The sequence below is a fragment of the Pseudomonas sp. 05N432 genome (assembly GCF_056396945.1).
Genome location: NZ_JBFTMM010000010.1, coordinates 157246 through 178965, shown reverse-complemented (window position 1 = coordinate 178965; position 21720 = coordinate 157246). Strand labels below are relative to the sequence as shown.

General features: G+C 57.1%; 26 protein-coding genes, 1 tRNA gene and 1 pseudogene. 21 read left to right on the top strand and 7 right to left on the bottom strand.

The genetic code is table 11. The features are described from left to right. Window positions 1–182: 182 nt before the first annotated feature. The gene (gene csrA / locus AC1DHT_RS13205) at window positions 183–377 is read right to left on the bottom strand and encodes a carbon storage regulator CsrA (RefSeq protein ID WP_007920550.1); all 195 of its coding nucleotides are present in this window, start codon (window positions 375–377) and stop codon (window positions 183–185) included. Window positions 378–626: 249 nt separating this feature from the next. On the opposite strand from csrA, the gene AC1DHT_RS13200 reads away from it, so the two are divergent. Then, a complete protein-coding gene (locus AC1DHT_RS13200) occupies window positions 627–992 on the top strand; it encodes an SPOR domain-containing protein (protein ID WP_427531027.1) in 366 nt (121 codons plus the stop codon). Between the two features lie 14 nt (window positions 993–1006). Here AC1DHT_RS13200 and AC1DHT_RS13195 read toward each other — a convergent pair whose 3' ends face one another. The 3 genes from AC1DHT_RS13195 to AC1DHT_RS13185 form a co-directional block, all read right to left on the bottom strand. Next, window positions 1007–1699 carry an endonuclease gene (locus AC1DHT_RS13195; protein ID WP_427546054.1) on the bottom strand — a complete coding sequence of 231 codons (693 nt, stop codon included), beginning with the start codon at window positions 1697–1699 and terminating at the stop codon, window positions 1007–1009. Window positions 1700–1703: 4 nt separating this feature from the next. Continuing rightward, window positions 1704–1985 carry a DUF1654 domain-containing protein gene (locus AC1DHT_RS13190; protein WP_103319777.1) on the bottom strand — a complete coding sequence of 94 codons (282 nt, stop codon included), beginning with the start codon at window positions 1983–1985 and terminating at the stop codon, window positions 1704–1706. Window positions 1986–2180: 195 nt separating this feature from the next. Further along, the gene (locus AC1DHT_RS13185; protein ID WP_427546052.1) at window positions 2181–3269 is read right to left on the bottom strand and encodes an asparaginase; all 1089 of its coding nucleotides are present in this window, start codon (window positions 3267–3269) and stop codon (window positions 2181–2183) included. 349 nt (window positions 3270–3618) lie between these two features. Here AC1DHT_RS13185 and AC1DHT_RS13180 point away from each other — a divergent pair, with 349 nt between their 5' ends. The 8 genes from AC1DHT_RS13180 (at window position 3619) to AC1DHT_RS13145 (ending at window position 11308) form a co-directional block, all read left to right on the top strand. Then, window positions 3619–4074, top strand: coding sequence for a hypothetical protein (locus AC1DHT_RS13180; protein WP_427546050.1), 456 nt, complete (start codon window positions 3619–3621; stop codon window positions 4072–4074). 235 nt (window positions 4075–4309) lie between these two features. Continuing rightward, window positions 4310–5263 (top strand): sugar ABC transporter substrate-binding protein, encoded by a 954-nt coding sequence (locus AC1DHT_RS13175; protein WP_054596650.1) that lies wholly within the window; start codon window positions 4310–4312, stop codon window positions 5261–5263. Window positions 5264–5320: 57 nt separating this feature from the next. Then, window positions 5321–6874 carry a sugar ABC transporter ATP-binding protein gene (locus AC1DHT_RS13170; protein WP_427546047.1) on the top strand — a complete coding sequence of 518 codons (1554 nt, stop codon included), beginning with the start codon at window positions 5321–5323 and terminating at the stop codon, window positions 6872–6874. Then, a complete protein-coding gene (locus tag AC1DHT_RS13165) occupies window positions 6871–7869 on the top strand; it encodes an ABC transporter permease (protein ID WP_427546045.1) in 999 nt (332 codons plus the stop codon). Before AC1DHT_RS13170 ends, AC1DHT_RS13165 begins: the two co-directional genes overlap by 4 nt. A gap of 3 nt (window positions 7870–7872) precedes the next feature. Then, the gene (locus AC1DHT_RS13160; protein WP_427546043.1) at window positions 7873–8892 is read left to right on the top strand and encodes a LacI family DNA-binding transcriptional regulator; all 1020 of its coding nucleotides are present in this window, start codon (window positions 7873–7875) and stop codon (window positions 8890–8892) included. Between the two features lie 23 nt (window positions 8893–8915). Continuing rightward, entirely contained in the window at window positions 8916–9833 is a 918-nt protein-coding gene (gene rbsK / locus AC1DHT_RS13155) for a ribokinase (RefSeq protein ID WP_427546041.1), read from the top strand. Next, complete coding sequence (rbsD, locus tag AC1DHT_RS13150; protein ID WP_427546039.1) at window positions 9830–10234, top strand: D-ribose pyranase; 405 nt, start codon at window positions 9830–9832, stop codon at window positions 10232–10234. Before rbsK ends, rbsD begins: the two co-directional genes overlap by 4 nt. 45 nt (window positions 10235–10279) lie before the next feature. Then, the gene (locus AC1DHT_RS13145) at window positions 10280–11308 is read left to right on the top strand and encodes a nucleoside hydrolase (RefSeq protein ID WP_427546037.1); all 1029 of its coding nucleotides are present in this window, start codon (window positions 10280–10282) and stop codon (window positions 11306–11308) included. Window positions 11309–11349: 41 nt separating this feature from the next. On the opposite strand, the gene AC1DHT_RS13140 is transcribed toward AC1DHT_RS13145, so the two are convergent. Beyond that, window positions 11350–11553, bottom strand: coding sequence for a hypothetical protein (locus AC1DHT_RS13140; protein WP_054596657.1), 204 nt, complete (start codon window positions 11551–11553; stop codon window positions 11350–11352). Window positions 11554–11681: 128 nt separating this feature from the next. Here AC1DHT_RS13140 and AC1DHT_RS13135 point away from each other — a divergent pair, with 128 nt between their 5' ends. Beyond that, window positions 11682–11987, top strand: a complete 306-nt coding sequence (locus AC1DHT_RS13135) for a hypothetical protein (protein WP_054598288.1) — start codon at window positions 11682–11684, stop codon at window positions 11985–11987. A 163-nt stretch (window positions 11988–12150) separates the two neighbouring features. Further along, complete coding sequence (locus AC1DHT_RS13130) at window positions 12151–12465, top strand: I78 family peptidase inhibitor (RefSeq protein WP_054596658.1); 315 nt, start codon at window positions 12151–12153, stop codon at window positions 12463–12465. Between the two features lie 72 nt (window positions 12466–12537). Here AC1DHT_RS13130 and AC1DHT_RS13125 read toward each other — a convergent pair whose 3' ends face one another. Together AC1DHT_RS13125 and AC1DHT_RS13120 are read right to left on the bottom strand one after the other, a co-directional pair. Further along, the gene (locus tag AC1DHT_RS13125) at window positions 12538–12750 is read right to left on the bottom strand and encodes a cold-shock protein (RefSeq protein WP_003179963.1); all 213 of its coding nucleotides are present in this window, start codon (window positions 12748–12750) and stop codon (window positions 12538–12540) included. A 293-nt stretch (window positions 12751–13043) separates the two neighbouring features. After that, a complete protein-coding gene (locus AC1DHT_RS13120; protein WP_427534710.1) occupies window positions 13044–13343 on the bottom strand; it encodes a hypothetical protein in 300 nt (99 codons plus the stop codon). Between the two features lie 385 nt (window positions 13344–13728). On the opposite strand from AC1DHT_RS13120, the gene thrS reads away from it, so the two are divergent. The 10 genes and pseudogenes from thrS to AC1DHT_RS13070 form a co-directional block, all read left to right on the top strand. Beyond that, entirely contained in the window at window positions 13729–15651 is a 1923-nt protein-coding gene (gene thrS / locus AC1DHT_RS13115) for a threonine--tRNA ligase (RefSeq protein WP_429538308.1), read from the top strand. After that, window positions 15651–16202 (top strand): translation initiation factor IF-3, encoded by a 552-nt coding sequence (gene infC, locus AC1DHT_RS13110; protein ID WP_477761372.1) that lies wholly within the window; start codon window positions 15651–15653, stop codon window positions 16200–16202. The genes thrS and infC overlap by 1 nt, the downstream gene beginning before the upstream one ends. A 60-nt stretch (window positions 16203–16262) precedes the next feature. After that, window positions 16263–16457: a 50S ribosomal protein L35 gene (rpmI, locus tag AC1DHT_RS13105; RefSeq protein ID WP_002553160.1), complete on the top strand. Its 195-nt coding sequence runs from the start codon at window positions 16263–16265 to the stop codon at window positions 16455–16457. A gap of 29 nt (window positions 16458–16486) precedes the next feature. After that, complete coding sequence (rplT, locus tag AC1DHT_RS13100; protein ID WP_007905879.1) at window positions 16487–16843, top strand: 50S ribosomal protein L20; 357 nt, start codon at window positions 16487–16489, stop codon at window positions 16841–16843. Window positions 16844–16952: 109 nt separating this feature from the next. Continuing rightward, window positions 16953–17969 (top strand): phenylalanine--tRNA ligase subunit alpha, encoded by a 1017-nt coding sequence (gene pheS, locus AC1DHT_RS13095; protein WP_007905876.1) that lies wholly within the window; start codon window positions 16953–16955, stop codon window positions 17967–17969. A gap of 26 nt (window positions 17970–17995) precedes the next feature. Beyond that, window positions 17996–20374: a phenylalanine--tRNA ligase subunit beta gene (pheT, locus tag AC1DHT_RS13090; RefSeq protein WP_427536327.1), complete on the top strand. Its 2379-nt coding sequence runs from the start codon at window positions 17996–17998 to the stop codon at window positions 20372–20374. A 3-nt stretch (window positions 20375–20377) separates the two neighbouring features. Beyond that, a complete protein-coding gene (gene ihfA, locus AC1DHT_RS13085) occupies window positions 20378–20680 on the top strand; it encodes an integration host factor subunit alpha (RefSeq protein WP_002553164.1) in 303 nt (100 codons plus the stop codon). Beyond that, on the top strand, window positions 20661–21017 hold the full coding sequence (locus tag AC1DHT_RS13080) for a MerR family transcriptional regulator (protein WP_003179985.1): 357 nt from the start codon (window positions 20661–20663) through the stop codon (window positions 21015–21017). Before ihfA ends, AC1DHT_RS13080 begins: the two co-directional genes overlap by 20 nt. A gap of 89 nt (window positions 21018–21106) precedes the next feature. After that, window positions 21107–21183 (top strand) — tRNA-Pro (locus AC1DHT_RS13075). A gap of 141 nt (window positions 21184–21324) precedes the next feature. Further along, window positions 21325–21507 (top strand): annotated as a pseudogene (locus AC1DHT_RS13070) (IS5/IS1182 family transposase); the annotation flags it as partial. Between the last annotated feature and the right edge of the window lie 213 nt (window positions 21508–21720).

Genomic DNA, 21720 nt, shown 5'->3' with positions numbered 1-21720 from the left:
TTTTCACCGGGCTGAATCCGAATCGTCTGACAGTAAGGCTCATGGCGATGTCGTTAGTATCGGTATCACCGGTGGAGTGTTGGTGCTGCACCTTTGTCATGGAGAAGGCAGGGATAGGCGCGCAGAATCTTTAGCCAGCCGTTGCCGTGAGAGAAAGGGCTGGCTACTGATTGCTGACGAGCTCAGGGCGTTTCGCGCTTGTCCGGCGCGGTAAGGCCCGCCTGAATACGTTGGTAGATTTCTTCGCGATGCACCGCAACGTCTTTCGGGGCATTAATGCCGATTCTGACCTGCTGGCCGCTAACGCCCAGAATGGTGATGGTGATGTCATCACCGATGTTTATGCTTTCACCGACTTTGCGGGTGAGTATCAGCATGATCTTCTCCTTGATAGCTTTGTAGGGCACCTGACTCAGACAATGCAGATGTCGGTAGTACCTATAGATTAGTGCTAAGTGTCACGGTTTGGGTGCCTCTTTCTGACGTGCAGACGCTGCATTAATTCCCAAGGTGCGACTATACAGAGGCGAGAAACATCATTCTCGTTGTTTTGAGGCCTGTTTACCGGGTCGCGAAGCATTTTCGGGTGATAAAATCCCGGCTTTTGGCATTCAGAGGGGAAGGTTGTGCGCAAAATGGCGTTGGTGGTCGCGGTATTGGTATTGGCCGGATGTGGTCAGGAAAAGGCCGGGGAGTCGAAAAAACCTCAGGCGCCGGTCGTTTCTGCACCTGCTGTGGCGGCTGCCCCGCAATGGGATGTTCTGGTTCAGGGCGAGACCGTGCAGGCGATCAGCGATCTCACCGGCTGGCTGATCGAACACAGTTTTGTTTCCTACGTGGTTACGCAAGACGGTAAACAGCGCGTGCTGGTCGGGCCGTTCAACTCGAAGGCTGAAGCCGAGGCAAGGCAGGTCGAGCTGACCGCAGCACTGGCCAGGGCGAAGAAGATGAATATCGAATCAATGGTCATCGAGCACAGCACGGCTCAGTAATTGACGCCGCCTGATTAACCGCAGGCCTTCATGTCGACGGGGCCGACGAACTGATTGCCGCGCCCCATCACGCACGCAACGCGCTGATTGCGTTGGCGCTCCCAGCTTTGTGCCGGGTAAGTCTTGTTCCAGGCTTCGTAGAGTTGCCGATCCTGTTTGGACAGTCGCAAACCGTATTGCTTGCTCATGTAGAAATAAGTGCGGGCGATCATCCCGCGAATGGACGGGCGGGGCATGACCTTCTTGGCCTTGAAGTCGACTTGGGTCAGGCACGAACCGTATTGCCCGGATTGTACGGGGAGCCAGCCGAAGCTGAAATTGCTTCGGTCCCCATTGACCTCGCCGATGCTCGGCACGAGGTTGTGCAGATCGGCCTCGGCACGCTGATAGGTCGGGTCGTGACGTGTGCAGTTCTGGCGACCACCCTGTTGCCAGCACTGGCGTTGATGACCGATTTGCCATGCCGGAACGATGTGCTCCCATTCGATGCGTGCAGCGCGCTTGGCATTTTTACGTGGCACGTAACCGCAGGCTTTGAGGTCGACCCGATTGCCCGTGTATTTGCAGCCACAATAGAACTCTGTGGACTGTGGGGCGTAGAGTGTCCAGGCGACCTTTTTCGCTTCGTTGAAAGTGCGTGGCGCATCCGCCTGAGCACTGACGACAACGAAGAGCAACAACAGCAAAGCAAAACAGCGAACAATCATTGACTCAGTCTTCCTTCGGCACAACCCAGAAAATCTGCACGCCGCCATCGTCGCGATAAGCGAGGGTGACGTTGTCGTTCTCGGCGATTTCCTCGAGCAAGCGTTCCCATTCATCTACCGGCTCGTCGGGGAGGCGGAAGATCAGGGCGGCCTTGGCTTTTTGGGCGGTCGGGGAGTTGATGATTTTCTGAACGCGCAAACCGAGTCGTTCGTAAGAGCCTGGAGGGTTAGTCGCTGCTGAAGAGGTCGTGGCCACGGGGTAGTCCTTATTAAGCTGTACGTGCATACAGTATTTAACTGTAGGCGATTTCGCAACTGCTTAAAGTTCAAGAAATTCCTCTGACAGCGAATTTTTCCGTTTGCTGTAAACCGATTGGTGATTATTCAGAAGCAATGGCAGGGAAGGTGGGAGGGTAGATCACTCGCCCGGGTGGGCGAGTGGGGGGCAGGCGTCCGACCGGATCCGGCCGGACGCAATGAATCAGTACTCCCAGAACATCCGTTGCAGCTCTTTGCTGTCCGACGTCTTGGTCAGTGCAACCATCGTCAGGATGCGGGCTTTTTGCGGGTTCAGGTCATGCGCAACGACCCAGTCATACTTGTCGTCTGGCTGTTCGGCGTTGCGCAGGACAAAGCCGCCAGCATTGACGTGGGAAGAACGAATGATCTGCACGCCATCCTTGCGCAGTTCCTGCAAGGTTGGAACCAGACGCGAAGATACCGAGCCATTACCGGTGCCGGCATGGATGATGGCTTTGGCGCCAGACTGGGCCAGGGCCTTGTAAGCAGTGCCGTCGACATTGCCATAGGAATAGGCGATTTCGACGTCAGGCAGGCTCTTGATGGTTTTGATGTCGAATTCCGAATCCATGGTGTGGCGCTTGGCTGGCAAGCGGAACCAATAGGATTTGCCTTCGATCACCATGCCCAATGGCCCCCATGGGCTTTTGAACGCTTCGGTCTTGAGGTTGACCATTTTGCTGACATCACGACCCGACTGAATTTCGTCGTTCATGGTGACCAGCACGCCTTTGCCACGAGCATCTTTGCTACCCGCTACGGCGACGGCGTTGTACAGGTTGAGCATGCCGTCAGCCGACATCGCGGTGCCTGGGCGCATCGAGCCGACAACGATGATTGGCTTGTCGGTTTTTTCCACCAGGTTCAGGAAGTAGGCGGTCTCTTCCAGGGTGTCGGTGCCGTGAGTAATGACGATGCCATCGACGTCTTTGCTGTCGGCCAGTTCGGCCACGCGACGGCCCAGTTGCAGCAGGTTTTCGTTGGTGATGCTCTCGGAGGCGATTTGCATCACTTGCTCGCCGCGAACATTGGCCAATTGGCTCAGTTCAGGGATGCCGGCGATCAACTGTTCGATCCCGACTTTTGCAGCCTGGTACGTAGCACTGTTGGCTGAGCTGGCGCCGGCACCGGCGATCGTGCCGCCTGTAGCGAGGACGACCACGTTTGCCAGTTTCTTTTGGGTTTCGACTTCTTTTGCTTGCAGTGCAGTCGGGAGGAGCAGCAGGAGGGCCAAAGCGCCCGGAATAAAGGTGTTGAAGGCAGATTTCATTGTTTTCTCTCTAGTAGTGATGACGGTGCTGATGCAGGTTCATCTAGAAACACCCCAAGCAGATCTGTATGCCGGGGTACCCAGTAAGAGCAGGATCTGTACCAGTCATATCTTCGATTTAAAAATCTTTTAACCTTTTGATTTATATAGATTTATATCTTTTGTGCGGTGGCGCTCAAGGCGATAGTCGTCCGGGTTTCCGAATATGTGCGATGGAAGTGTTCGGCTGTCCGAAATCTCCTACAGCGTAAATCTAGGATTTCCCACATTTTCGAAAGGCATTAGTGCTAAAGAAAGCCGCTCAGAGGTCGATGATCCCTTCAGGATCATTCTTTGTGCAGGAGCTCATATGTCCATTTCAGTAGGTTTTCCAAACGCAGGCGGCATCACGATTGGCGGCAAGTCGCTCGCTACGATCAACGCATTGAACGACGCGAAGGCAGAAGCCGAGACACAACTGACGGCTGGTAAGGAAGGTGACAGCAAGCAAGTCAGGACAGGCCCGGTAGGGCAAAACCCGGGCACTGAGACCCAGGCGGATGACGGTGGTAGCCAAAGCATCACGGTGAAGATGCTGCTCAAACGCATGAAGGAACTGCAAGAACAATTGCGCCAGCAACAACAGCAACTGGCTGCGGCCCAGGCCGCGTCATATCCGACGCCGGAAGCCAAGACCACCGCGGTTATGGCGATTCAGGGGCAGATCGCTCAAACCAACGGTGCGCTGATGGAGGTGAGCAGCAGCCTGGTCAAGGAGCTGGCCAAGGGATCCAATAGCGGATCGGTGGTCAACACCACGGCATAATCGGCATTGCGGTTTTTTCGCCAACCAGGCCACAAAACGGTTTTTTCTGACCGTTGACAAATGTCGACAGGGTTCGCATAGTTCGGTCTACGCAAACGTTTGCGCGGTCCTGTCGACGGTTTGGCTCCGTGGGCGCGGCGATCACCGTTCCCGCGTATCAGAGCGCTGGTGAACGGATTTGAAGCGTATGCAGTGCAAGCGTTGCTCACAATAATCATAAGATCGGAGTGAACTCATGAAGCTGCCATTCGCTGGACGTCTTCTCGCTGTCGCTATGCTGGCTGCCGCATCCGCCGCTTTGCCCCTCTCTTCGGCCTTCGCCGATACTGAAAAACCTAAAGTCGCGCTGGTCATGAAGTCTTTGGCCAACGAATTCTTCCTGACCATGGAAGATGGTGCCAAGGCTTACCAGAAAGAACATTCTGCCGATTTCGACCTGATCTCCAACGGGATCAAGGACGAAACAGACACGGCTGGCCAGACGCGCATCGTCGAGCAAATGATTCTGGCCAAGGTCAATGCGCTGGTTATTGCGCCAGCTGACTCCAAAGCGATGGTTCCGGTGATCAAGAAGGCCATTGATGCCGGTATCACCGTGATCAACATCGACAACCAGCTGGACCCGGCCGTCGTCAAAAGCAAGAACATGACCGTACCGTTCGTAGGCCCGGATAACCGCAAAGGCGCGCGTCTGGTCGGCGAGTACCTGGCCAAACAGCTGAAGGCCGGTGACGAAGTCGGCATCATCGAAGGGGTTTCCACCACCACCAACGCCCAGGCTCGCACCGCTGGTTTCAAGGATGCAATGGAAGCGGCGCAGATCAAGGTCGTCTCGTTGCAGTCCGGTGACTGGGAAATCGATAAAGGCAACAAGGTGGCCGCCTCGATACTCAGCGAGTACCCGCAAACCAAGGCCCTGCTGGCTGGCAACGACAGCATGGCGGTCGGTGCCGTTTCGGCGGTGCGCGCAGCAGGCAAGGCGGGCAAGGTGCAAGTGGTCGGTTACGACAACATCAATGCCATCAAACCAATGCTCAAGGACGGCCGCGTATTGGCGACTGCCGATCAGTTTGCAGCCAAACAGGCGGTGTTCGGCATCGAGACTGCCCTGAAAATGCTCAAGGGCGAAAAGGTCGATAGCGGCACCAACGGCGTAATCGAAACTCCGGTTGAGCTGGTTACCAAGTAGTCATTCTGGCGACACAACGGCGCTCGCTCGCAAGGGCGAGCGCATGGAGAGTTTCTTATGTCAGTTTGTGCCCCGAACGCGGTCCTTTCGGTCAGCGGTATCGGCAAGACGTATGCGCAACCGGTATTGACCGGCATTGACCTGACGCTGATGCGTGGTGAAGTGCTGGCATTGACCGGCGAGAACGGTGCCGGCAAAAGCACGCTGTCGAAAATCATTGGCGGGCTGGTCACTCCGACCACCGGCCAGATGCAATTCCAGGGACGCGATTACCGCCCAGGCAGCCGAGCCCAGGCCGAAGAACTGGGCATTCGCATGGTCATGCAAGAGCTCAATCTGCTGCCGACCTTGTCTGTCGCGGAAAACCTGTTTCTCGATAACCTGCCGAGCAATGGCGGCTGGATCAGTCGCAAGCAACTGCGCAAAGCGGCAATCGCCGCGATGGCTCAGGTCGGGCTCGATGCGATCGATCCGGACACGCTGGTCGGTGAGCTGGGGATCGGTCATCAGCAAATGGTCGAGATCGCACGCAACCTGATCGGCGACTGCCATGTACTGATTCTCGATGAGCCGACAGCGATGTTGACGGCTCGCGAAGTCGAGATGCTCTTTGAGCAAATCACCCGCCTGCAAGCCCGCGGCGTGGCGATCATTTATATTTCCCATCGGCTGGAAGAGCTGGCTCGGGTTGCTCAGCGCATCGCGGTGTTGCGTGACGGCAATCTGGTCTGCGTCGAGCCGATGGCCAACTACAACAGCGAGCAACTGGTCAATCTGATGGTCGGCCGCGAATTGGGCGAACACATCGATCTCGGTCCACGACACATCGGCGCGCCGGCCCTGACCGTCAAAGGGCTGAGCCGTTCGGACAAGGTTCGCGATGTGTCTTTCGAGGTGCGCAGCGGCGAGATTTTCGGAATATCCGGTTTGATCGGGGCAGGGCGCACGGAGCTGCTGCGGCTGATTTTCGGTGCCGATGCGGCAGACAGTGGCACGGTCGCCCTTGGTTCACCGGCGAAAGTGGTGAGCATTCGTTCGCCCGCCGATGCGGTCGGTCACGGTATTGCCCTGATTACCGAAGATCGCAAAGGCGAGGGCCTGCTACTGACTCAGTCGATCAGCGCCAACATCGCCCTGGGCAATATGCCGGTGATCTCCAGTGGTGGCATCGTCAATCCCGGTGACGAGATGGCGCTGGCGCAGCGTCAGATCGATGCCATGCGCATTCGCAGTTCCAGTCCTGCGCAACTGGTTAGCGAGCTATCGGGTGGCAATCAACAGAAGGTGGTGATCGGTCGCTGGCTTGAACGTGAGTGTTCGGTGCTGCTGTTCGATGAGCCGACTCGCGGCATCGATGTCGGTGCCAAGTTCGATATTTACGCATTGCTCGGCGAGTTGACGCGTCAAGGCAAGGCGCTGGTAGTGGTTTCCAGCGATCTGCGCGAGCTGATGTTGATCTGCGACCGTATTGGCGTGTTGTCGGCCGGACGCTTGATCGACACCTTCGAGCGCGACAACTGGACTCAGGATGATTTGCTTGCCGCCGCTTTTGCCGGCTACCAAAAACGTGATGCGTTGCTCCATGAAGCGGCGCCTAGGGATCTCCCATGAAAACTGCAATGTCTGCTGGCAAACCTGTAGCGTCTGCTGGCAAGCGTAGTGGCAATTTTTACGGCCTCGGTACCTACCTGGGCCTGGCCGGTGCCTTGCTGGCGATGATTGCGCTGTTCTCGGTCTTGAGCAGCCATTTCCTCTCTTATGACACCTTCAGCACGCTGGCCAACCAGATCCCGGACCTGATGGTGCTGGCAGTCGGTATGACGTTCGTGTTGATCATCGGCGGCATCGACCTATCGGTGGGTTCGGTACTGGCCTTGGCGGGCTCGACCGTCAGCGTGGCAATCCTCGGCTGGGGCTGGAGTGTCTTGCCGGCAGCGCTGCTGGGCATGGCCGCTGCCGCAGCGGCCGGGACCATCACCGGTTCGATCACCGTGGCCTGGCGCATTCCGTCGTTCATTGTTTCACTGGGTGTGCTGGAGATGGCTCGCGGCGTTGCCTATCAGATGACCGGCTCGCGCACGGCCTATATCGGTGATGCCTTTGCCTGGCTGTCCAATCCGATTGCCTTAGGTATTTCACCTTCATTCATTATCGCGTTGCTGGTTATCTTCATCGCCCAGGCAGTGTTGACCCGTACCGTGTTCGGTCGCTACCTGATCGGTATCGGTACCAACGAGGAAGCTGTGCGTCTGGCGGGTATCAACCCCAAACCCTACAAGATCCTGGTATTCAGCCTGATGGGGTTGCTGGCGGGTATTGCCGCACTGTTCCAGATCTCGCGTCTGGAAGCGGCGGACCCGAATGCCGGTTCCGGCCTGGAGCTGCAAGTCATCGCTGCCGTGGTGATCGGTGGCACCAGCCTGATGGGCGGTCGTGGTTCGGTGATCAGCACCTTCTTCGGCGTCCTGATCATTTCTGTACTGGCTGCCGGGTTGGCGCAAATCGGCGCGACCGAGCCGACCAAACGTATCATCACCGGCGCGGTGATCGTGGTCGCGGTAGTGCTGGACACCTACCGCAGCCACCGTGCAAGTCGACGGAGCTGAATCATGGCAACGATCAAGGATGTAGCAGCGCTCGCGGGGATTTCCTACACCACGGTTTCCCACGTGGTAAACAAGACCCGGCCGGTCAGTGAAGAGGTTCGGCTCAAGGTCGAGGCTGCGATCAAAAGCCTGGACTACGTGCCCAGTGCCGTGGCGCGCTCGCTGAAAGCGAAAACCACTGCGACCATCGGTCTGCTGGTGCCCAACAGCCTCAACCCGTACTTCGCGGAGTTGGCCCGTGGTATCGAGGATTACTGCGAGCGTAACGGCTATTGCGTGATTCTCTGCAACTCCGATGACAACCCGGACAAGCAGCGCAGTTACCTGCGCGTGCTGCTGGAAAAACGCATCGACGGGCTGATTGTCGCGTCCGCCGGTGGTGATAGCGGGTTGGCGCAAGGGCTGGCGGGCGTTCGTACGCCGATGGTGATCGTCGACCGTGGGTTGGAGGGGCTCGATGCGGACATGGTGCGCATCGATCATGAATACGGTGCTTATCTTGCGACCCGGCATTTGCTCGAACTGGGCCATCGCGACATCGCCACTATTGGCGGTCCGGCACATACCAGCGTGGCGCAGATGCGTTTGGCAGGTTACTGCCGGGCCTTGAAAGAGGCAGGCGTCGAAGTGCCGAAAGAATGGGTGCTCGAAAGCGATTTCACCAGCACCGGCGGTTACAACGCGGCGGCAATATTGCTGGAAAAGAACCCGCCGAGCGCAATTTTTGCCGGCAACGACATGATTGGTATCGGCGTACTGCGGGCCGCCGCCGAGCGCAATATCCGGGTACCGAGCGAACTTTCGGTCATCGGTTTCGACGATATCCAGATGAGTCGTTATGTCTATCCGGCGCTGACCACCGTTGGCCAGTCGATCCTGCAGCTTGGCGAAATGGCTGCAGAGGTGCTGTTGCAACGGATCGCGACACCTGAACTGGAGACCGATCGGCGGATCGTGAAGCCCAGCATTGTCATGCGAGAGTCGACCGCGCCGCTGGCCGGCGTATTCGACCAATACCGCTGAAGCGAATTGATGAGTAGGGATGTATGCCAGCAAAAGTAGTGGTTGTAGGCAGTCTGAACATGGACCTGGTAACCCGCGCCCAGCGGTTGCCGCATGCCGGAGAAACGCTGCATGGTGAGTCCTTTGCCACCGTGTCGGGCGGCAAGGGCGCTAATCAGGCGGTCGCGTCCGCCCGGCTGGGTGCGCAGGTATCGATGATCGGCTGCGTGGGTGACGATGCTTATGGCGAGCAGTTGCGTGCAGCGCTTCTGGCCGAGCAGATCGATTGTCAGGCGCTGACCTCGGTCGAAGGTTCCAGCGGCGTGGCGCTGATCGTGGTCGATGACAACAGCCAGAATGCGATTGTCATCGTTGCGGGGGCCAACGGTCAGCTGACACCTGGCATGGTCGCGGGGTTCGATGCGGTGCTCGCGGCGGCCGACGTGATCATCTGTCAGCTGGAAGTGCCGATGCACACGGTTGGTTATGTTCTCAAGCGCGGTCGTGAGCTGGGCAAGACGGTGATCCTGAATCCGGCACCGGCAACGAGCCCATTGCCGGCCGACTGGTATTCGTCAATCGATTATCTGATCCCCAATGAAAGCGAAGCTTCGGCCCTGAGTGGTTTGCCGGTGGATTCCCTGGAGAGCGCCGAGCTGGCCGCGAGCCGATTGATCGCCGCCGGTGCCGGCAAGGTGATCATTACATTAGGGGCTCAGGGTTCATTGTTTGCCAACGGGCAGAGCTGCGAACACTTTCCGGCGCCCAAGGTCAAGGCGGTCGACACCACGGCGGCTGGTGACACCTTTGTTGGCGGTTTTGCCGCGGCCCTGGCCTCTGGCAAAAGCGAAGTCGAGGCCATTCGTTTCGGTCAGGTCGCCGCCGCTTTATCGGTGACTCGGGCCGGTGCGCAACCTTCGATTCCTTCCTTGTCAGACGTACAGGCCTTCAAAGCATCATGAAAAAAACACCCCTGCTCAATATCGCATTGTCGAGGCTGATTGCCTCTCTGGGTCATGGCGACATGCTGGTGATTGGCGATGCCGGTCTGCCGGTGCCGCCCGGCGTTGAGTTGATCGACCTGGCGTTGACCCAGGGCATTCCGGACTTCGTCAGTACCTTGCGCGTCGTACTCAGTGAAATGCAGGTGGAAAGCCATGTGCTGGCCGAAGAAATCCTGCTCAAGCAGCCGCAGGCGCTGCAGGCGATCGACGAGCTGACGGCCAATGCCGCGATAGGCCAGCGGCGGTTGCTGAGTCATGAAGAATTTAAAGTCCTTAGCCGACAGGCGCGGGCGATTGTTCGTACGGGCGAATGTCAGCCGTACTGCAACATCGTGCTGATCGCAGGGGTGACTTTCTAGTCCGCCATATCCCGATTCGATTTATCCACGCACAAGGAGTGCGCTATGTACCGCTATGCTCAACGACTGCATCACCTGATCCGGAGTCTGCTGCTTTTGTCCTTGCTCACCGCTACAGGCGCCTACGCGGCGGAAAAGATTGATCTGATCATCGACACCGATCCAGGTGCCGACGACGTGGTGGCGCTGCTGTTTGCCCTGGCGTCGCCCGAAGAGCTGAACATTCGTGCACTGACCACCGTTGCCGGTAATGTGCGCCTGGACAAGACTTCGCGTAATGCGCGGCTGGCCCGCGAGTGGGCAGGGCGCGAAGAAGTGCCGGTGTATGCGGGGGCACCGAAACCGCTGATGCGCACACCAATCTACGCCGAGAACATTCACGGCAAGGAAGGCCTTTCGGGTGTCACGGTGCATGAGCCGAAGAAAGGTCTGGCCAAAGGCGATGCAGTCAGTTACCTGATCGACACGTTGCGCGCGGCCAAGCCTCACAGCATCACTATCGCAATGCTCGGGCCGCAGACCAACCTGGCATTGGCGCTGATTCAGGATCCGGAAATCACCCAAGGCATCAAGGAAGTGGTGATCATGGGCGGCGCGCACTTCAACGGCGGCAACATTACCCCGGTGGCCGAGTTCAATCTGTTCGCTGATCCGCATGCAGCTGAAGTGGTCCTCAGGAGCGGTGTCAAGCTGACCTATCTGCCGCTGGACGTCACCCACAAGATTCTGACCAGTGACGCTCGCCTGAAGCAGATTGCCGCGCTGAACAACAACGCCAGCAAGCTGGTGGGCGATATTCTCAATGAATACGTCAAAGGTGACATGGAACACTACGGTATTCCAGGTGGTCCGGTGCATGACGCCACGGTGATCGCGTACCTGCTCAAGCCGGAACTGTTCACCGGTCGTACGGTGAACGTGGTGGTCGACAGTCGCGAAGGGCCGACCTTTGGCCAGACCGTCGTTGACTGGTACGACGGCCTGAAAGCCCCGAAGAACGCGTTCTGGGTTGCGAGCGGCGACGCCCAGGGCTTCTTTGACTTGCTGACGGCGCGTCTCGCCCGTCTCAAGTAAGCCATACCCCACAGGTGCCAGCCTGTGGGGGTTTACTCCCTTTACGTGTGGGCGGCGCCCATGTCGTCGATGGGGTACTTCTCGAATACCTGTTCGATGAACTGTTGAGCGGCTTTCGTGCCCAGGTCCTTGACCAGCAGGTCTATGCCAATGATTGCCAGCTCTTCCGGGGTGCTGGGGCTGTAAGAGCTATGGCCTTGGGGCCAGCTGACTTTGATGTCGGCGTCGATGGTCACGGTGGTCATGAGTGTCTCGCGAGGTCGGGAAGTCTGTCTATTGAGTTAACCACCTTGCGCAGCTTTTGGCACTCCGACTTAGGCATGAGCGGAGGGCTATGCGACACTTGGGCTTTGTAGATTTCAAGGACAGTGCTGTGCAGATCGATTTGAATACCCCGGACGGCTTGACGCTAGAGGCAGTGCGCCAGCTGCTGGCGTCTGCCAGCGACGATACACACACACAGTTGCGGGTCACCAAGTCGGGGATTGCCTACATTTCGTCCGGTGTTGTTGGCGGAACGGATATCGACGGGCTGCTGTTTCGCCTTGAGACGTGGGCCAAGGGCTCAGGGTATGTAGGCATGGTTGCCGCCAGTGATGAGGTCTGGGTCATGCAGATATTCAACGCATTGAAGCAGAACTGGCCGAAGCCACCCTTTGATTACATCGATATCTACTGAGCCTGCTCATATTCAGTCACGATTGCGCACTGAACAGCAGGTGATGGCTCAGGCAAACTTGCGTGTTTGACGGCTTTGAAGGCGGGGCATGGCGTTGACCATGAAACCAAATGCCCAAACGACTGTCGCACGAATGCAGTTCAACTATTGAAAAGGAGGCGTCATGCCTTGGAAGCTCGCGTCATTGGGTACTTTGCTGGCCGCCGTCATGTTGGCGGGTTGCAGCAGTACCTCCGAGTCGGCAAAAGACCCTGTGGTAGCCGGGGCCGGTAACGGTCGTTGTGAGGCAAAGGCTGCCGAATTCGTCATTGGCAAAAAGGCTTCGCCAGAGTTGCTGGAACAGGCCCGCACGCGTTCCGGGTCGCAGACTGCACGAGTCCTCAGGCCAAACGACATGATCACTCTGGAATACCGTTCGGATCGTTTGAACCTCAACACCGACGCCAACCTGGTGATTACCCGCGTTAACTGCGGCTAATCGCTTCAGGCTTTTGTTTCGCCCATAAAAAACCCCGTCACATGGACGGGGTTTTTTTAGTGCGCCAGAAAATTACTCTGGGCGAACTTGTGCAGCTTGCATACCCTTTTGGCCTTTCTCAGCCACGAAGGAAACGGTTTGGCCTTCTTTCAGGCTTTTGAAACCGTCGCTTTCGATAGCTTTGAAGTGTACGAACAGGTCGTCACCGCCACCTTGAGGAGTGATGAAGCCGAAGCCTTTTTCATCGTTGAACCATTTAACGGTGCCGGTTTGGCGATTAGACATGGTGTATCTCCAAGAAACATATATTTTCAGTAGTGCTGTGCTGCTCAGGCCAACTGGGCACACMGGAGTATCATAGTCGAAATGTTCGATTTGGGAGCCCCCCGGACGTGCTGTTTGCCTTCGTATCGCCTGTTCTTTGTCGCTGTGTATGGCTGGAAGCCCCGGTTTAAAAGGCTTGTAGCCAAATACATGGCCTGTAAAAAAAGCTGTAAAAGCTGCGTAATTTGTCTGAAATAGTGGCTTTTCAGCTGTTTTCTACTCGCCAGGGCCGGTGTTTTTAGCCCTGCAGCAGCTTATTTCTTGACTCTGCATTCCTGAATGGCGTCCAGCGCCTTGGTGCGCAGCTCTGCGCTCGGCTGTTTTGTCTTGCTCATCAGCTCGCTGATTTCGGCCGTTGTAAACTTCTCGTTGAGCTTGTCCGCGCCACAGGCGCAATGCAATTCGGCGGACTTCTGGTCGACGCTCTGGCTGGCGGCGGAAACGCAATCCTTCATATAGCTTTCGCGAACCCCGGCAGGCCAGGCAGCCTGCGCGCTAAGCGGGAGCAGCATAATCAGTGGGGAGGCAAGGGCGATAAGGCGGATAAGACGCATAGCTGGAACTCCTTGAGGTCGATAATGTGTGGCGATTCTCAGCCTATTTGAGGTGGGCCGTACATCTCAAGTTCACTTTTTGATGCAAAAGCCCTGAATTCGGCGTTGGCCAAACAAGGTCGCGGCGACGACCGTTCATCTGTGCTAGGATCCAGCGCTTGGGTATTTTCAGGCTCTGGATGACCTGTTCTCCAGTAGCGGCCAATACCCGAATAACCCTGATTTGATCTCCAGTCACTCTGGTTCGGTTCCCGGTTGGCCGCAAGGCTCCTGCCGCTGTAAGGCAGGCGTTCAATATTGAATGGCCTGGACTGAATCGCGTACTGGCTGCTCATCCCAACCCACGTGACCTTTGGTAGGGGTCACCACTAGGAGAGGAGGCGCCATGCCCACTATTACTCTTCCCGACGGCAGTCAACGTTCCTTCGATCATCCGGTTTCCGTAGCCGAGGTCGCCGCATCCATTGGTGCCGGTCTGGCCAAGGCCACCGTGGCCGGCAAGGTCAACGGCAAGCTGGTTGACGCCAGTGATGTCATCGACAGCGACGCGACCCTGCAAATCATCACGCCCAAGGATGAAGAGGGGGTGGAGATCATTCGCCACTCTTGCGCTCACCTGATTGGCCACGCGGTCAAGCAGCTGTACCCGACGGCGAAAATGGTGATCGGTCCGGTCATCGATGAAGGCTTCTATTACGACATCGCCTACGAGCGTCCTTTCACTCCGGACGACCTCGCGGCGATCGAACAGCGCATGCACCTGCTGATCGAAAAAGATTACGACGTCATCAAGAAAGTCACTCCGCGCGCCGAAGTGATCGACGTGTTCACCCGCCGTGGCGAAGACTACAAGCTGCGCCTGGTCGAAGACATGCCGAACGAACAGGCCATGGGCCTGTACTATCACGAAGAATACGTCGACATGTGCCGCGGTCCGCACGTGCCGAACACCCGCTTCCTGAAATCCTTCAAGCTGACCAAGCTGTCCGGCGCCTACTGGCGCGGCGATGCCAAGAACGAGCAGTTGCAGCGCGTTTACGGCACCGCCTGGGCTGACAAGAAGCAACTGGCGGCCTACATCCAGCGTATCGAAGAAGCTGAAAAGCGCGACCATCGCAAGATCGGCAAGCGTCTCGGCCTGTTCCATACCCAGGAAGAAGCGCCGGGCATGGTTTTCTGGCACCCGAACGGCTGGACCCTGTACCAGGTACTCGAGCAGTACATGCGCCAGGTTCAGCGTGAAAACGGCTACCTGGAGATCAAGACTCCGCAAGTGGTTGACCGTAGCCTGTGGGAGAAATCCGGGCACTGGGCCAACTACGCCGAGAACATGTTCACCACGCAGTCGGAAAGCCGCGACTACGCGATCAAGCCAATGAACTGCCCTTGCCACGTGCAGGTGTTCAACCAGGGCTTGAAAAGCTACCGTGAGCTGCCGATGCGTCTGGCCGAGTTCGGTGCTTGCCACCGTAATGAGCCGTCCGGTGCGCTGCACGGCATCATGCGTGTGCGTGGGTTCACCCAGGATGATGCGCACATCTTCTGTACTGAAGAGCAGATGCAGGCCGAATCCGCCGCGTTCATCAAGCTGACCATGGATGTCTACGCCGATTTCGGCTTTACCGACGTCGAAATGAAGCTGTCCACTCGTCCGGAAAAGCGCGTTGGCTCCGATGAGCTGTGGGATCGCGCAGAATCGGCGCTGGCCTCAGCCCTTGATAGTGCGGGCCTGCCGTACGATCTGCAGCCAGGCGAGGGTGCTTTCTACGGTCCGAAAATCGAGTTCTCGCTAAAAGATTGCCTCGGTCGTGTCTGGCAATGTGGTACCTTGCAGCTCGATTTTAACCTGCCGATCCGTCTGGGAGCCGAATACGTCTCCGAAGACAACAGTCGCAAGCACCCGGTAATGTTGCACCGGGCGATCCTGGGTTCCTTCGAGCGTTTCGTCGGGATTCTGATCGAGCATTACGAGGGCGCGTTCCCTGCGTGGCTGGCTCCGACTCAGGCAGTGATCATGAATATCACTGATAAACAGGCAGATTTTGCCGCTGAAGTTGAAAAAACTCTCAATCAAAGCGGTTTTCGTGCCAAGTCTGACTTGAGAAATGAAAAGATCGGCTTTAAAATCCGCGAGCATACTTTGCTCAAGGTTCCCTATCTCTTGGTTATTGGAGATCGGGAAGTCGAGATGCAGACTGTCGCTGTGCGTACTCGTGAAGGTGCTGACCTGGGCTCGATGCCCGTCGCCCAGTTCGCTGAGTTCCTCGCGCAAGCGGTTTCCCGGCGTGGTCGCCCAGATTCGGAGTAATTATTATTAAGCGTGAAATGAGACAAGATAAACGAGCTGCACCGAAAGCCCCGATCAACGAGAATATCTCGGCACGCGAGGTTCGGTTAATTGGCGCTGACGGCGAGCAGATTGGCATCGTCTCGATTGATGAAGCGCTTCGTATTGCTGAAGAAGCCAAGCTTGATCTGGTAGAAATCTCCGCAGTCGCAGTCCCACCGGTTTGCCGTGTGATGGACTACGGCAAATCGATCTTCGAAAAGAAGAAGCAGATTGCTGCGGCGAAGAAAAACCAGAAGCAGATTCAGGTAAAAGAAATCAAGTTTCGTCCAGGGACGGAGGAAGGGGATTACCAGGTAAAACTGCGCAACCTGGTACGTTTCCTGAGTGACGGGGACAGGGCCAAGGTATCCTTGCGATTCCGCGGCCGTGAGATGGCCCACCAGGAGCTGGGGATGGAACTCCTCAAGCGGGTTGAAGGTGACCTGCTCGAGTACGGTTCGGTCGAACAGCATCCTAAGATGGAAGGACGCCAGCTGATCATGGTCATCGCCCCGAAAAAGAAGAAGTAATCAACAGGGCACGGCAGGCCTTGCGATTATGTTTATCAACTGAATGCGGAGTATCCGAACATGCCAAAGATGAAAACTAAAAGTGGTGCTGCTAAGCGGTTTCTGAAAACTGCTAACGGTATCAAGCACAAGCACGCTTTCAAGAGCCACATCCTGACCAAAATGTCGACCAAGCGTAAGCGTCAACTGCGCGGTAGCAGCTTGCTGCATCCGTCTGACGTGGCAAAAGTCGAGCGCATGCTGCGCCTTCGTTAATTTTTGGTTAAGAATAGAGGAAGTAACTCATGGCTCGTGTAAAGCGTGGCGTCATTGCCCGTAAACGTCACAAAAAAATTCTGAAACTTGCTAAAGGCTACTACGGCGCTCGCTCGCGCGTATTCCGTGTTGCCAAGCAAGCGGTAATCAAGGCAGGCCAATACGCCTACCGTGACCGTCGTCAGAAAAAACGTCAGTTCCGCGCTCTGTGGATCGCTCGTATCAACGCTGGTGCACGTATCAACGGTCTGTCCTACAGCCGTTTCATCGCCGGCCTGAAAAAAGCGTCCATCGAGATCGACCGTAAGGTTCTGGCTGATCTGGCAGTGAACGAAAAAGCGGCGTTTGCTGCGATTGTCGAGAAAGCTAAAGCCACCTTGGCTTAAGTACCCCCGACAGTCACCCGGGCTCACCTCTGTGGGCTCAGGTGTTAAACGTCATAAATAGGGGAAGAGCCTTCAAGCTCTTCCCCTATTTTGTATCTGGAGTCTGTACATGGAAAACCTGGATGCGCTGGTCTCTCAAGCACTAGAGGCTGTGCAAAGCGCTGAAGATATCAATGCCCTGGAGCAAATCCGGGTTCACTACCTTGGCAAAAAGGGTGAATTGACTCAGGTGATGAAGACCCTGGGGAATTTGCCGGCAGAAGAGCGTCCGCAAGTCGGCGCCCTGATCAACGTTGCCAAGGAGCGTGTCACAGAAGTTCTCAATGCGCGCAAGGCACTGTTTGAAGAGGCCGACCTGGCCGCCAAGCTGTCCGCCGAGTCCATTGATGTGACCTTGCCTGGCCGTGGTCAGACCTCCGGTGGTCTGCATCCGGTTACTCGCACTCTGGAACGTATTGAACAGTTCTTCACCCATATCGGCTACGGCATTGCCGAAGGCCCTGAGGTCGAAGACGACTATCACAACTTCGAGGCGCTCAACATCCCAGGCCATCACCCGGCCCGGTCGATGCATGACACCTTCTATTTCAATGCAAACATGTTGCTGCGCACCCATACCTCGCCGGTACAGGTCCGCACCATGGAATCGAAACAGCCGCCGATCCGCATCGTCTGCCCAGGCCGTGTGTACCGCAGCGACTCCGATATCACCCACTCGCCGATGTTCCACCAGGTCGAAGGCCTGCTGGTCGACCGCGACATCAACTTCGCCGACCTGAAAGGGACTATCGAAGAGTTCCTGCGCGTGTTCTTCGAAAAAGAACTGGCAGTGCGTTTCCGTCCTTCGTATTTCCCGTTCACCGAGCCGTCCGCCGAAGTCGACATGGAATGCGTGATGTGCAGCGGTAAAGGCTGCCGCGTCTGCAAGCAGACAGGCTGGCTGGAAGTGATGGGCTGCGGCATGGTTCACCCGAACGTGCTGCGCATGTCCGGGATCGACCCGGAAGAGTTTTCGGGCTTTGCCTTCGGCATGGGCGTTGAGCGTCTGGCCATGCTGCGTTACGGCGTGAACGACTTGCGTCTGTTCTTCGACAACGACTTGCGGTTCCTCGCGCAATTTCGCTAGTCGTAACGAATTCTTAGGAGAGCAGGATGAAATTCAGTGAACAATGGCTGCGCGGCTGGGTAAGCCCGCAGGTAAGTCGCGACGAGCTGGTTGCTCGTCTGTCGATGGCCGGTCTTGAGGTCGATAGCGTTACGCCGGCCGCCGGTGAATTCAGTGGCGTGGTGGTGGGCGAGGTGCTGAGCACCGAGCAGCATCCCGACGCCGACAAGCTGCGTGTTTGCCAGGTCAGCAATGGTGCGGAGACCTTCCAGGTAGTTTGCGGTGCGCCAAACGTGCGCCCGGGCCTGAAGATCCCGTTCGCCATGATTGGTGCCGAACTGCCAGGCGACTTCAAAATCAAGAAAGCCAAGCTGCGTGGCGTTGAGTCCAACGGCATGCTGTGCTCGCAAGCCGAACTGCAAATCGGTGAAGGCAACGATGGCCTGATGGAATTGCCGGCCGATGCGCCGGTCGGTCAGGATATTCGTGAATACCTGAGCCTGGACGACGCCAGCATCGAGGTCGACCTGACCCCGAACCGCGGCGACTGCCTGTCCCTGGCCGGTCTGGCCCGTGAAGTCGGTGCGCTCTATGCTGCCGAAGTCACGCGCCCGGTCGTCGCCAGTGTTCCAGCCGCGCACGATGAAGTGCGTTCGATTGAGGTTCTGGCGCCTGCTGCTTGCCCGCGTTACCTGGGTCGTGTGATCCGTAACGTCGACCTGTCCAAGCCTACGCCACTTTGGATGGTAGAGCGTCTGCGTCGCGCTGACGTGCGTAGCATCGATGCTGCCGTCGACATCACCAACTACGTGATGCTGGAACTGGGTCAACCGCTGCACGCTTTCGATCTCGCCGAAATCAATGGTGGCATCCGCGTGCGCATGGCCGAAGAAGGCGAGAAGCTGGTGCTGCTCGACGGTCAGGAAGTCAGTCTGCGTAGCGATACGCTGGTGATTGCTGACCACTCCCGCGCCCTGGCGATTGCCGGCGTGATGGGTGGCGAGCACAGCGGTGTTTCCGCGACCACTCGCGATGTGTTCCTGGAAAGCGCGTTCTTCGATCAGATCGCCGTTGCCGGCAAGGCTCGTTCCTACGGCCTGCACACCGACGCCTCGCACCGCTACGAGCGTGGCGTGGACTGGCAGCTGGCCCGTGAAGCCATGGAGCGTGCCACTGGCCTGCTGCTGGAAATCACCGGTGGCGAAGCTGGTCCGATCATCGAAACCGTCAGCGAACAGCACCTGCCGTCGATTGCTCCGGTCACCCTGCGTGCCCAGCGCATCACCCAGATGCTGGGTATGGAAATGGATTCGGCCGAAGTCGAGCGTCTGCTCAGCGCTTTGGGCCTGAAGATTTCCGCGGACGGGGCAGGGCAGTGGCGCGTAGAAGTGCCAAGCCATCGCTTCGATATCAGCCTGGAAGTCGACCTGATCGAAGAGCTGGCCCGTCTGTACGGTTACAACCGTCTGCCGGTTCGCTACCCGCAAGCCCGTCTGGCACCGCAAGCCAAGGCTGAAGCGCGTAGCGATCTGCCTGAGCTGCGCCGCCTGCTGGTAGCTCGTGGTTATCAGGAAGCGATTACCTACAGCTTCATCGATCCGAAGCAGTTCGAACTGTTCAACCCGGGCGTTGAGCCTCTGTTGCTGGCCAACCCGATCTCCAACGACATGGCCGCCATGCGTTCGTCCCTGTGGCCGGGTCTGGTCAAGGCGCTTCAGCACAACCTGAACCGCCAACAGGACCGCGTCCGTCTGTTCGAAAGCGGCCTGCGCTTCGTCGGTCAGCTGGAAGGTCTGAAGCAAGAGCCGATGCTGGCCGGTGTGGTTTGCGGCGGCCGTCTGCCGGAAGGCTGGGCCCAAGGTCGCGATACCGTGGACTTCTTCGATGTCAAAGCTGACGTGGAAGCGGTGCTGGGCTTTGCCGGTGCTCTGGATTCGTTCAAATTCGTACCAGGCAGTCACCCTGCGTTGCACCCGGGTCAAACCGCGCGCATCGAGCGTGAAGGTCGCGTAGTCGGTTACATCGGCGCTATCCACCCTGAATTGTCGAAAACCCTCGGTCTCGACCGTCCGGTCTTCGTATTCGAGCTGGTGCTGGCCGAAGTAGCACTGGGCAAAATGCCTAAATTCAGCGAGTTGTCGCGCTTCCCTGAAGTGCGTCGTGACCTTGCGCTGCTGGCGGACAAAGACGTTGCAGCCAGTGCCGTACTGGACGTAATCCGTGAAAATGCAGGCGAATGGCTGACGGACCTCAGGCTATTTGACGTGTATCAGGGTAAAGGTATTGATCCGCATAGAAAAAGCCTTGCAGTTGGCTTGACCTGGCAGCATCCATCGCGCACTCTTAATGACGATGAGGTGAATACCACGACGCAAAACATCCTCACCTCGCTCGAACAAAGGTTGAACGCCACGTTAAGGAAGTGACGTATGGGGGCTTTGACGAAAGCTGAGATGGCGGAACGTCTGTATGAAGAGCTGGGCCTGAACAAGCGGGAGGCCAAGGAATTGGTCGAACTGTTCTTTGAAGAAATCAGGCACGCTCTTGAAGACAACGAACAGGTGAAGTTGTCCGGTTTCGGCAACTTCGACCTTCGTGACAAACGCCAGCGGCCTGGCCGCAATCCGAAAACGGGAGAAGAAATCCCGATCACGGCTCGCCGTGTGGTCACCTTTCGTCCAGGGCAGAAGTTGAAGGCCCGAGTTGAGGCTTATGCTGGAACCAAGTCATAACGACGAGCTTCCCGTCATCCCAGGCAAACGCTACTTCACCATTGGTGAAGTCAGCGAGCTTTGTGCGGTAAAACCGCACGTGCTGCGCTACTGGGAGCAGGAGTTTCCTCAACTCAACCCCGTCAAGCGCCGCGGAAATCGCCGGTACTATCAGCGCCAGGATGTGCTGATGATCCGGCAGATCCGCGCGTTGCTCTACGACCAGGGGTTCACCATCGGCGGAGCGCGCCTGCGCCTTTCCGGCGATGAAGCCAAAGACGACACCACCCAATACAAGCAAATGATCCGCCAGATGATCGCCGAGCTCGAAGATGTTCTGGTGGTACTCAAGAAATAAATTCCTGCTTTTAAATACTTCCAGTTTTCAAAAGCTTGCGATATATTCTTGAGCGTTCCTCGAGATGAGGAACAGGTTTCACGCCTAGTCGGGGCGTAGCGCAGTCCGGTAGCGCACTAGCATGGGGTGCTAGGGGTCGAGTGTTCGAATCACTCCGTCCCGACCATATAATTCAAAGGGGTCGCGAGATTTTATTTCGCGACCCCTTTTTATTTCAGGTCGATTTTACTCCCACAAATGGGCTGGCTTTCGGTGGAGTTCTCACCCCTTCTTGGCGCTGTATCTAAGGTGCTCGTCTCTTACGAGCCAAACCACCATCCTCAACTTCCGTCGTATGCTGGAGAAGCACGAACTAGCCGCCGGAATCCTTGCCGTGATCGATGGCTATCTGGGCAACCGAGATCTGTCGCTGAGCCAAGGCACCATCGTGGATGCCACGCTGATCAATGCGCCAAGCTCGACCAAGAACAAGGACAGTAAGCGCTACCCTGGTCTGACGAAGAACGCGGCGCAACGGGTGACACTGTTTGCGCTGTCGAACTTGTGGATGGCGCGTAGATATTTACTGACGAGTGCGAGAGAGGTGCGCCTGTAATGTGGGGAATGGTGCCGCGAGGTGCTCGCAGTGGCTAAAAACACAGAAATGAGCGAGTGACCTGATCGTCTTTGATTGATTCGCCGCGTTCAAGATCGGCAGAGGCTG

Bases quoted from the DNA above. Each gene is read 5' to 3' on its own strand.
- rbsD (WP_427546039.1), top strand. From the start codon at position 9,830: ATGAAAAAAACACCCCTGCTCAATATCGCATTGTCGAGGCTGATTGCC.
- rbsK (WP_427546041.1), top strand. From the start codon at position 8,916: ATGCCAGCAAAAGTAGTGGTTGTAGGCAGTCTGAACATGGACCTGGTA.
- AC1DHT_RS13170 (WP_427546047.1), top strand. From the start codon at position 5,321: ATGTCAGTTTGTGCCCCGAACGCGGTCCTTTCGGTCAGCGGTATCGGC.
- AC1DHT_RS13120 (WP_427534710.1), bottom strand. From the start codon at position 13,343: ATGCGTCTTATCCGCCTTATCGCCCTTGCCTCCCCACTGATTATGCTG.
- ihfA (WP_002553164.1), top strand. From the start codon at position 20,378: ATGGGGGCTTTGACGAAAGCTGAGATGGCGGAACGTCTGTATGAAGAG.
- rplT (WP_007905879.1), top strand. From the start codon at position 16,487: ATGGCTCGTGTAAAGCGTGGCGTCATTGCCCGTAAACGTCACAAAAAA.
- thrS (WP_429538308.1), top strand. From the start codon at position 13,729: ATGCCCACTATTACTCTTCCCGACGGCAGTCAACGTTCCTTCGATCAT.
- AC1DHT_RS13140 (WP_054596657.1), bottom strand. From the start codon at position 11,553: ATGACCACCGTGACCATCGACGCCGACATCAAAGTCAGCTGGCCCCAA.
- AC1DHT_RS13130 (WP_054596658.1), top strand. From the start codon at position 12,151: ATGCCTTGGAAGCTCGCGTCATTGGGTACTTTGCTGGCCGCCGTCATG.
- csrA (WP_007920550.1), bottom strand. From the start codon at position 377: ATGCTGATACTCACCCGCAAAGTCGGTGAAAGCATAAACATCGGTGAT.
- AC1DHT_RS13195 (WP_427546054.1), bottom strand. From the start codon at position 1,699: ATGATTGTTCGCTGTTTTGCTTTGCTGTTGTTGCTCTTCGTTGTCGTC.
- AC1DHT_RS13175 (WP_054596650.1), top strand. From the start codon at position 4,310: ATGAAGCTGCCATTCGCTGGACGTCTTCTCGCTGTCGCTATGCTGGCT.
- pheT (WP_427536327.1), top strand. From the start codon at position 17,996: ATGAAATTCAGTGAACAATGGCTGCGCGGCTGGGTAAGCCCGCAGGTA.
- AC1DHT_RS13160 (WP_427546043.1), top strand. From the start codon at position 7,873: ATGGCAACGATCAAGGATGTAGCAGCGCTCGCGGGGATTTCCTACACC.
- AC1DHT_RS13185 (WP_427546052.1), bottom strand. From the start codon at position 3,269: ATGAAATCTGCCTTCAACACCTTTATTCCGGGCGCTTTGGCCCTCCTG.
- AC1DHT_RS13125 (WP_003179963.1), bottom strand. From the start codon at position 12,750: ATGTCTAATCGCCAAACCGGCACCGTTAAATGGTTCAACGATGAAAAA.
- AC1DHT_RS13080 (WP_003179985.1), top strand. From the start codon at position 20,661: ATGCTGGAACCAAGTCATAACGACGAGCTTCCCGTCATCCCAGGCAAA.
- pheS (WP_007905876.1), top strand. From the start codon at position 16,953: ATGGAAAACCTGGATGCGCTGGTCTCTCAAGCACTAGAGGCTGTGCAA.
- AC1DHT_RS13145 (WP_427546037.1), top strand. From the start codon at position 10,280: ATGTACCGCTATGCTCAACGACTGCATCACCTGATCCGGAGTCTGCTG.
- AC1DHT_RS13165 (WP_427546045.1), top strand. From the start codon at position 6,871: ATGAAAACTGCAATGTCTGCTGGCAAACCTGTAGCGTCTGCTGGCAAG.
- AC1DHT_RS13180 (WP_427546050.1), top strand. From the start codon at position 3,619: ATGTCCATTTCAGTAGGTTTTCCAAACGCAGGCGGCATCACGATTGGC.
- rpmI (WP_002553160.1), top strand. From the start codon at position 16,263: ATGCCAAAGATGAAAACTAAAAGTGGTGCTGCTAAGCGGTTTCTGAAA.
- AC1DHT_RS13190 (WP_103319777.1), bottom strand. From the start codon at position 1,985: ATGCACGTACAGCTTAATAAGGACTACCCCGTGGCCACGACCTCTTCA.